The 6,612-nt window shown below is 65.1% G+C and carries 6 protein-coding genes; 4 read left to right on the top strand and 2 right to left on the bottom strand.

Features of this window, described 5'->3' with window-relative positions; translation table 11 throughout:
- Positions 1 to 89: 89 nt before the first annotated feature.
- Positions 90 to 1,229, bottom strand: a complete 1,140-nt coding sequence (locus EN738_RS28555) for an efflux RND transporter periplasmic adaptor subunit (RefSeq protein WP_127286577.1) — start codon at positions 1,227 to 1,229, stop codon at positions 90 to 92.
- 218 nt (positions 1,230 to 1,447) lie between these two features.
- Positions 1,448 to 2,338 (bottom strand): hypothetical protein, encoded by an 891-nt coding sequence (locus EN738_RS28550; protein WP_127286576.1) that lies wholly within the window; start codon positions 2,336 to 2,338, stop codon positions 1,448 to 1,450.
- A gap of 196 nt (positions 2,339 to 2,534) precedes the next feature.
- Between EN738_RS28550 and EN738_RS28545 the strand changes: the two genes are divergently transcribed.
- The 4 genes from EN738_RS28545 to EN738_RS28530 form a co-directional block, all read left to right on the top strand.
- A complete protein-coding gene (locus tag EN738_RS28545; RefSeq protein ID WP_127286578.1) occupies positions 2,535 to 3,014 on the top strand; it encodes a MarR family transcriptional regulator in 480 nt (159 codons plus the stop codon).
- Positions 3,011 to 4,207: an HlyD family secretion protein gene (locus EN738_RS28540; protein ID WP_127286575.1), complete on the top strand. Its 1,197-nt coding sequence runs from the start codon at positions 3,011 to 3,013 to the stop codon at positions 4,205 to 4,207. The genes EN738_RS28545 and EN738_RS28540 overlap by 4 nt, the downstream gene beginning before the upstream one ends.
- A gap of 351 nt (positions 4,208 to 4,558) precedes the next feature.
- Positions 4,559 to 6,091 (top strand): DHA2 family efflux MFS transporter permease subunit, encoded by a 1,533-nt coding sequence (locus tag EN738_RS28535; protein ID WP_127286574.1) that lies wholly within the window; start codon positions 4,559 to 4,561, stop codon positions 6,089 to 6,091.
- A gap of 305 nt (positions 6,092 to 6,396) precedes the next feature.
- The coding region (locus tag EN738_RS28530) for a hypothetical protein (protein WP_145966957.1) at positions 6,397 to 6,612 on the top strand (216 nt) is incomplete at its 3' end.

Below are 6,612 nucleotides of genomic sequence, written 5' to 3'. Positions count from 1 at the left end.
CACCGGCACGCCGAGCCTGGTCAGCCACAGCGCCAGCGTCAGGCCGGTCGGACCGGCGCCGGCAATCAGGACCTTGGTCTTTGACATGTTCATTTCTCTTCCCCTTCAGCGGTGCGGACTTTTTCATGTTCGCGCAGCCGGTTGACGCCGGCGGTGACGACGATGTCGCCCTTGGCGAGCCCGTCGCTGACGACGACGCGGTCGGTCTCGTAGCGGGCGACGGCGACAGGCCTGAGCTCGACGGCGGATGTCGCGGTGACGACCCAGACCGCCGGCTTGCCGTCCTTGTCGAACAGCGCGCTGCCAGGCAGCACCACAACCGGCGCGCTGGCGATCTCGGCGCGGCCGCCGACGCTGGCGCCGAAGCGCATTTCGGCGGGCGCATTCTCGAGCGAGACCTTGACCTGGAAGGTGCGGGTCGCGGCATCGGCAACCGGCGCGATCTCGCGCACGATCCCGGTTGCCGTGATCGCCGGATTGCTGAGCAGCGAGACCGTGACCTTAGGCGGCCGCCTTGTGTGGGGCGTGTTGGCGAAGGCGGCTTCGGCGATCGAGAACACCGCGTCCCGGCTGCTCGGATCGGCGACGCGCGCCACCATCTGTCCGACATTGACGGACTGGCCGGCTTCGGCGCCGGTGGCGGTGACGATGCCGTCGAAATCGGCGTGCAGCTCGGTATAGCCGAGCTGGTCTTTCGCCATCTGGAAGGCGATATTCGCCGACTTCAGCTTGGCCTCGGCTGAACGCAAGTTCTTCAGCGTCGCGTCGTAGCCGGCGCGCGTCGTGAAGCCCTTGGCGAGCAGCGCGCCGATGCGGGCCTCGGCTGCACTCGCCTCGACCAGCACGGCCTGCGCCGCCGCGACATCCGCCTCGGCGCTGAGCAGCCGGTTGCGGTAATCCTGGTCGTCGATGCGGGCGAGCACCTCGCCCTTCTTCACCGTCGAGCCGATCTCGGCCATGCGTTCGATGAGCTTTCCGGAAACGCGAAAACCGAGGTCGCTCTCGAGCCTTGGGCGGATCTCGCCAATGGCGGTGCGGACATCGGCATTGGCAACCGGCGTCACCTCGACGGCCTTGACCAGCTTCGTCTCCGGCGCGTCAGGCTTTGCGCTCGAGGCTTCGCTTCTGGCGCCATGCCAGACCATCGCGGCGCCGCAGGCAAGGACGGCGATCGATCCGGCGACAAGGCGGCGTCTCAGCGGCCTGTTGTGAAGAAGTTCGGCAATCATGTTGTCTCCATGACCAAGGTTGCGGCCGCGCTGGGAGGATGCGGGCGACCGGAAAATGCGTTTGGCTGGGGACGATCGGGCGTTGCGGCCTGTCTTTTGCCAGCCCGATCTTTTTGCGACTCCGGGTCCGCGAAATCCCGAACGGTTTCTGAAAATTTTCCGATGTTTGGCTGAGACGATTCCCTGGCGGGCGTCGGTCGCCCGGCTTCAGGTGTCGTTCAAACCCGGCGTGCCTGCCTGCGCAGCCAGTGCTGCAGCTTGATCAGGTGGCGCATCGGCGAGCGGTCGATGCGCTTGACGTCGATCAAGGTGACGCCGCCGCCGTCCGATAGCGTGTGAAATCCCTGGTCGAAACCGTCGTGCCAGCCTTCGGGCGACAGGCGCCTGACGATATCGGCCGAAAACTCCTCAGGCGTCAGACGGTCGATGCCGAGCAGGTTGATGGCGCTGCCGTAGCCGATCGTGCAGTCCTGTGTCGGGAAATAAAGCTTGTCACCGTCCAGAAACGGCGAGCCGGCAGGCCGCGACGATGCGTGGCCCGTGCGCACCGGGTTTTGCTTGTGCTTGTGCCACGGGCCGGTCAGGCTGTCGGCAAAGGAGACATGCAGTTCGCGCGTGTCCCTGCCGTCCGGTCCGAAGAGCGCATGAAACATCCACCAGCGCTGCTGATGGTGAAAGACCGTCGAGTCGACCGCCGGCTCTTCCAGCAGCACGGCGACCGGCTCCCACCTTGTCGGGAAATCGACCGCCCGATAGAGCGTCAGCCGGCCGCTCTGGTAGGCCTCCGGCAGCATGAAGATGTCCTCGCCGGACCGGATCAGTTGCGGATAGGAAAGGTGGAAATGCTCCTTCAGCGCAATGCCGCGCTCCCTCAGCGTCCAGTCTCGGTCGTAGCTGTAGTAGTGGATCTCGCCGCGCTTCACCCGGTAGTCATAGGCTTCGACCAGCACGGTGAAGCGATCGCCGTGGGGAAGGCCGAACGGGTCGGCGATGAAGCGGAACGAGCCTTGCGGCGGCAGCCAGATCACACGGCGCCTGTCCAGGCCGTCGGCGGCAAGAACGCCCTGGATCGGCACTGGAACGATCCCCACCTGCCAGATGTCGGCCATTTCCCCGTAGTCCCCGCGTCGAGCCCCGGCATCTATGCAGCAAACCGCGCGCTGCGGAAACAGCCTGTGTCAGGCCAGGTTCGGTGTTCACCAACCGCTAACCATGCTGGCGTCGCGGGTCTGCCATGCACAGTTGCCGGCTTCTGGATCAACGCCGCCCCTTGAATACTAAGCACGCTTATTATATATGCCGCTCATGGTTTCCGACGGCATCGACAGACTGGGCTTCCTGATCCACGACGTGCAGCGCCTGATGCGCAAGCGCTTCGAGGCGCGCGCCAGCGGCTTCGGCCTTTCCTCGGCGCAGTGGCGGCTTCTGGTCCGTGTCGCCAAGGAGGCGGGTGTCGCCCAGGCGCGACTGGCCGAGCTTCTCGAAATCGAGCCGATCAGCGTCTCGCGCCTCGTCGACCGGATGGAGGAGGGCGGCTGGATCGAACGTCGCCCCGACGCAACGGACCGGCGCGTGCGCATGATCTTCCCGACCGCCAAGGCGAGCGAGGCCTATGCCCACGTCAAGAGCCTCGCCGGCGAGGTTTATGAGGAATCGCTGGTCGGCGTGTCGCCGGAAGATCGCCGCGTCCTGATCCGGGCGCTGGATACGATCGTGCAGAACCTGGCCGACGGCGAAGCGCCGTCGCTGGAAAAAATGAAGACTACGGAAGGCACAGCAGCATGAACGCGGTAGCAAAGGTGGACGAGAAGGTCACCAGGCTGGAACGGGAAGCGCCGGCGCAGCCGGTCGCCGAGGCGCCGGCGCAACCGGCGGTCGCCCCGGCGGAGCTCGCTCCCTCGCCGCAGCCGGCGCCGAAGAAGCAGCGCCGCGCCGGCCGCTTCCTCCTGATGGTCGCGCTGCCCGCGGCGCTGCTTGCCGGCGGCGCCTACGTCTGGGTCACCGGCGGCCGCTATCAGGAGACCGAGAACGCCAATCTGCAGCAGGCCAAGGTGTCGATCGCTTCCGACACGGCGGGTCGCATCGTCAAGGTCGGCATCGCCGACAACCAGCTCGTCAAGCGGGGTGACGTGCTGTTCGCTGTCGACCCCGAATCCTACCGGATCGCGCTCGCCCAGGCCGATGCGGCGGTCGCCACCGCCCGCCTCAATGTCGAGCAGCTGCGCGCCGCCTACAGCCAGGCGATGGCGCAGGAGAAGTCGGACACCAGCGAAGTCGCCTACGCGCAGTCGCAATACGACCGCGCCGCCGACCTTGCCCAGAAGGGCATTAACGCCAAGTCGTCGCTGGACGAGGCCAGGAACGACCTCGACAAGGCCAGGCAGCAGCTGGCGGTGGCCGAGCAGGGCATCATCAGCGCCAAGGCGGCGCTCGGCGGCAATCCCGACATCGAGACCGACAAGCACCCGACGGTGATGGCGGCGTTGGCCGCGCGCGACAAGGCGGCCTATGACCTGGCGCAGACTACGGTCACGGCGCCGGCCGACGGTGTCGTCAGCCAGGCCTCCTCGTTCAAGGTCGGCCAGTATGTCGCCATCGGCACGCCGCTGTTCTCGCTGGTCGAGACTGGCGACACCTGGATCGACGCCAACTTCAAGGAAACCCAGCTCACCCACATGAAGCCGGGCCAGAAGGCGGAGATCGTCGTCGACACCTATCCGGGCAAGACCTTCGAGGCCACCGTCAAAGCGATCGGCGCCGGCACCGGGGCGGAGTTCTCGCTGCTGCCGGCGCAGAACGCCACCGGCAACTGGGTCAAGGTCACGCAGCGCATTCCCGTGCGCCTGGAGCTGACCGATCCCGACGCCAAAATGGCGCTGCGCACCGGCATGAGCGCCACCGTCACCGTCGACACCGGCGTGGCGCGCGGCCTGCCGAAGATCTTCGGCCACGCCACGGCCGGCGAGGCGGCCGAGTAAGCGACGATCCCGGACGCCCTGGCGGCCGGAATGGACAAGTGGCGGAAGCCTGCCGGGGACCCGGCGGGTGGAAGCAAAACGGCAGGGGATTGGTCCGATGGGAGGAGTGGGAAGGAGCGGGATTTGAACCGGGCCGCGTCGCGGCCTGATCGAAACCTGAAGCCTTCGACACAGACCTCTTCGGTCCTCAGGTTTCCGGGCGGCAGGCGTCCGATCAAAAGAGACTTTCGTTCGATGTAACCCCCACATCGATAGTCGCGTCCCACCGCGATGAGGGTCTCCAAACGGAAGGCCTCGCCGCCCGGAAACCGTCGTGTACACGTTTTTGTTACCTGCTGGAAGTTCCGCATCATGAGCACGCCAGAACCCTTCAAGGAAGTACCGCACCGCGGCCTGATCACCGTCGCGCTGATGCTGGCCACCGTCATGCAGGCGCTAGACACGACGATCGCCAACGTCGCGCTGCCGACCATGACCGGCGATCTCGGCGCTTCTCCGGACAACATCAACTGGGTGCTGACCTCCTACATCGTCGCCGCGGCGATCATGACGCCGGTCACCGGCTGGCTTGCCGACCGGCTCGGCCGCAAGGAGCTGTTCCTGACCGCCGTTGTCGGTTTCACCATCTTCTCTATGCTGTGCGGCCTGGCGTGGAGCCTCGAGACCATCGTGCTGTTCCGGCTGCTGCAAGGCGTATTCGGCGCCGCGATCGTGCCGCTGTCGCAGACCTTCCTGCTCGACATCAACCCGAAGGAGCGCCACGGCCAGGCGATGGCCATCTGGGGCGCCGGCATCATGCTGGGGCCGATCCTGGGCCCGACGCTCGGCGGCTGGCTGACCGAGAACTTCAACTGGCGCTGGGTGTTCTTCATCAACCTGCCGGTCGGCATCCTCGCCTTCCTCGGCATGGCCGCCTATCTGCCTGCGGTCGCCAAGCGCGTGCGCAGCTTCGATTTCTTCGGCTTCGCCATGATCTCGCTCGGCGTCGGTGCGCTGCAGCTGATGCTGGATCGCGGCGGCGAGGTCGACTGGTTTTCCTCCGTCGAGATCTGGATCGAGCTCGGCCTTGCCATCACCGGCTTCTGGGTGTTCACCATCCACACGGTGACGGCGGAGCACCCCTTCATCGACCCCAAGATATTCCTCGACCGCAATTTCGTGACCGGCCTGGCGTTCATCTTCGTCATGGGCGTGCTCATCCTGGCCTCGATGTCGCTCCTGCCGCCCATGCTGGCGAACATTTTCGGCTATCCGACCATGACCATCGGCGTCGTCATCGGTCCGCGCGGTATCGGCACGATGATCTCGATGCTCCTGGTCGGCCGCATCATGCACAGGGTCGACGCCAGGATCCTCGTCGTCATCGGCTTCTTGCTGACCGCGCAGTCGCTCTACACCATGTCCAGCTTCTCGCCGCAGATGGACAATTGGCTCATCCTGACCTCCGGCGTCATCCAGGGCCTGGGCATGGGCATGGTGTTCGTGCCGCTGTCGACGATCGCTTTCGCCACGCTCGATGCGCGCTACCGCACCGATGCCACCGCGCTGTTCAGCCTGGTGCGCAATCTCGGCTCCTCGATCGGCGTGTCGGTGGTGACGGTTCTGATGGTGCGCAACACGCAGATCAACCACACCGAGCTTGCGGCCTTCATCAACCCGTTCAACCCCAATCTGTGGGCGGCCTCGCCGGCGGCGGCGAGCGGCGATCCGACGGCGCTGTCGCAGGTCGATCGGCTGGTCAACATCCAGGCGATGATGATTTCCTACGTCAACGACTTCAAGATCCTGATGGTGATGACGCTGCTCGCCATCCCGTTCGTCTTCCTGCTGCGCAAGCCGAAGGCGGCGCCGGCCGCCGGCGCCCCTGCCGCACACATGGACTGACGGTTGCTGAAGCAATTCCAGGAAAAGTGTGAAACGGTTTTCCGTCCGGAATTGCGTACAAAATAGTCAGAGCAGTTCAGCGGTTCTACCAGACGCTGAACTGCTCTGATCGCGAGGCGGAGCCGCCGCGCCTGCATCCGGGACTGAAATCGTGGCCGGGAGAACAGCGCAAGGATTCTCGGATATCTACAACCGACTGCGCCTGGTTCATCTACCATTAGTATATATCGATCACGATGTCGTCGCTTTTGGGTTGAAAGCGAGCCGTGTTGCTTTGCGCCGGCACCAAACTGGAGGAACTCTGTTTGGGCGAGAAATCATCCAGGAAAGCCGCCGAGACACCCGAGTCGGCCAATCTGGCGGCGCTGGCGAAGCTGACCATCGCTTCATACGAAACGCTCGAGCGCGATCTGCGAGCCAGGATCGCAACGCTCGAAGGGCAGGCGCTGCGATTTGAGACGGCGATCGACAACGTTTCGCAAGGCATCTGCTTTTTCGACGCCGCCGAACGGTTGATCCTG

The sequence above is a fragment of the Mesorhizobium sp. M4B.F.Ca.ET.017.02.2.1 genome (genome assembly GCF_003998955.1).
Lineage (GTDB): Bacteria > Pseudomonadota > Alphaproteobacteria > Rhizobiales > Rhizobiaceae > Mesorhizobium > Mesorhizobium abyssinicae.
The sequence above is the reverse complement of the archived record's forward strand: the minus strand, read 5'-3'. Positions and strand labels throughout refer to the sequence as shown.